The organism is Microcoleus sp. LEGE 07076 (genome assembly GCF_015207455.1).
Classification (GTDB): domain Bacteria; phylum Cyanobacteriota; class Cyanobacteriia; order Cyanobacteriales; family Microcoleaceae; genus Microcoleus.
In genome coordinates, this window is record NZ_JADEWV010000385.1 from 1 (window position 1) to 3079 (window position 3079).

Sequence of the window (3079 nt, forward strand, 5' to 3'; positions counted from 1 at the left end):
GCTCCAAACCGTCCATACGCGGCATCTCAATATCGCAAAATACGATATCGCAAGGCAGGCCAGATTTCATCTTTTCCCAAGCTTCCTTGCCGTCGCGAGCCTCCTCAACCCGGTAGCCAGCCTTCTCAAAAGTAATCGACAAGAGCGATCGCACCGTAATCGAATCATCCACAATTAACACAGTAGGCTCAGTCTTCTCAACTTCCGCCTCCTTAGTGGCCCGATCGCTCTCATCCCAAAGCGTACCGCCAGTGTCCTTCCGCAGCCTGCCCGTAGCCAAATCGATCAGCTCCAGAACATCGGCAATTGCCACAATCCGACCGTCCCCCAGCACCGTAGCACCCGCAATGCCGATCGGCTTCGGCACAGGTCCCTCCAACTGCTTGATCACAATTTCCTGTTCAGTCGAAACCTGATCCACCTGCACCGCCAGGAAACTACCGCCCGACCGCAGCACGATCACCGAAATCATGTCATCGTCAGTATTAAACCCGTAAACACTGCCCCGACCCAAATGGCGGTTGTAAGCCAGCAAATCCCGCAGCGGCCGGAACGGCAAAATCGAGCCCCGCCACTCAATGCAAGGCAAACCGTCCGCCCCCGCCGTCACCTGATCCCGAGGCACATCAATCATGTCCTCCACCCCATCCATCGGGAAAGCAATCCGAGCCCGATCGCTAATGCAAGTCAGAGCCTTAGAAATACTCAACACCAGAGGCAAACGGATGGTGAATACAGTACCTTTGCCGATCGTCGAATCAATCGCCACGGCCCCCCGAATCTCCTGCAAAGAAGTCCGCACCACATCCATCCCTACCCCGCGGCCGGCATACTCCGTCGCCTGTTCCTGAGTGCTAAAACCCGGCATAAACAGCAGATCGTACACCTCCGAGCGCGACATTCTCTGAGCCTGAGCCGCCGTCAACAAACCCTGCTTAATCGCCTTAGCCTTCACCCTTTGCGGGTCAATTCCCGCCCCATCATCAGAAACCGAAATCACCGTTTGATTCCCTTGGTGAAAAGCCCGAATCGTAATCCTGCCCACCCCTGGTTTCCCTGCCGCCATCCGCACCTCCGGAGGCTCAATCCCGTGAGTAATCGCATTGTTCACCAAATGAGTCATCGGGTCATAAAGCTGATCCACAATCATCTTGTCGATCAAAATATCCTTACCCTCAACCTGTAACTGAGCTTGCTTTCCGCACTTAATCGAAATTTCCCGCACCGCCCGGAACAACCTGTCCGTCGTCTCCGCAAACGGCTTCATCCGGGCCCGAGTCAAACCCTCTTGCAACTGAGTCGTGACTTGTCGCAATTGGCGAGTCACCTGATCTGCCTCATCCACCAAAAACTCAATATCCGCCGCCGACTCCCGCACCCGCACAATCAGCTCAATAATCTCCTGAGCCAAACTGTGGAAAGGAGTAAACCTGTCCATTTCCTCAGGTCTCCAAGCACCCTCCCGCTGCGGAACCACATCTTCGGAGCGCCAAGCCGTCCGGTGTCCCTGACGGTTTGCCAGCAAAGCAATCTCCAAAAGACTCCGCTCATAGAAATCCTGAGTCCGCTGGCTGACATCGCTCAGCAGCGTCACCTGGTGCAGCAAATTGTCCAAAAACTGCCGCATCCGTTCCTGGTCCTGCTCCAAACTGTTGCGGTTGACCACCAGTTCCCCCATCAAGTTGCTGAGGTTATCCAACTGCTTGACCGGCACCCGCATCGTGTGGTCGCCAAAACCCCCTGCCCGAGCATTCCGCCTGGGTCTGTTGATCGCCGAGGATCCAAGACTGCTTTCCCCTTGGCGGCTGCCCCCGTCCTTGGAATCTTCCAGCAATTTTTCCAAATCCCCAAATTCGTCGTCGCTCGATTGAGCCGCAGCGGGCGGAGCAACACTTGCCGAAGCTGCTAAGCCTGCTGGAATTTCCGGCATAGTTGCGCTCTCGCTGAGAAGTTCCTCTAGATCCGAGAAAACCTCCGTGTTTACCGGACTCTGATTTGTTCCCCCAGATGCTGAAGCGGCAGCCCCAGCACCCCCTGCCATCAACAGCGCTTCTAAATCATCAAAATTGTCTTCAGCATCTTCGCTGTCGGATTCAGCACCGCCAAAAAAGTCCGCCAGCGACTCGTCTTCCAACTCTGAAGAATTCACAACAGCCGATTCGTCCTCAGTATCCCACAACCCGCTTGTCAGTTCCGAAGTCACCAAAGGCCCGGCATCGATCGAATCCAACAAATCATCAAAACCCTCCAACTCCTGAGTATTGAGAGTCGCCCCAGTTTCCAGAGCCACCAACAAATCAGCATCGCCCTCAAAGATACCTGAGAGAGGATCGGGCGAGGGTTCCTCTAACTCCGGACTCCCAAAATCCCTTTCTGGAGCATCAAATAAATCATCCTCACCGCTAGACTCACCATCGGCAAAAGTTTCAGATACATCCAACAAATCTGCACCAGCAGAATCCTCCAACAAATCCTCCGTCGGTTTGGCAGACAACTCCTCCAAATCTAAAACAGCATCCTCATCAAGAACCTGTCCAGCATCCGCGGGCATCAAAAGCTCCTCGCCAAACATATCCTCCAAAAAATCAAAAGTGCCATCCCCATCAGGCTCCAAACTTGAAACATCATCAGGAAGATTATCGGACGTGGCCCCAAACTCAACAAAGGCAAAATCCGCCAAATCCGGATCGTCCTGGGCCTCCGCATTGTCGGAAAACCCGCTCGTCAACCCGCCCGTTTTAGCTGCCATATCCTCCGCCAGCAATTGTGCTGCATCCCCATCCAAACTCACCAAATCTTCACCAACCTGTCCCGAAGCTTCCCCGTCATATTCAGTACCCGTAGGTATAGAACCAAACAGCTCCGCCAAATCCGCCGCCTCCTGGGAAGTAACCGTCCCAGCAGACCGATCGGCCAGATCCTCCTCATCCCCAGAAATCGGGTCTTCCCCAAGCTCTCCAAACAGCGCATCCAAATCTGTATCATCCATATCTAAGCTTGCCACCGGCATCAATTCATCGTCCAAACCAAAAGCATCTTCCAGCCAATTTCCATCCTCAGAAACATCTAAATCAGAACT

1 protein-coding gene is annotated in these 3079 nt (G+C 53.9%); it reads right to left on the reverse strand.

Annotated features, from left to right (window positions below; all coding sequences use genetic code 11):
* Window positions 1–3079, reverse strand: a 3079-nt coding sequence (locus IQ270_RS31625; protein WP_228056812.1) for a hybrid sensor histidine kinase/response regulator, incomplete at both ends; no start/stop codon positions are given.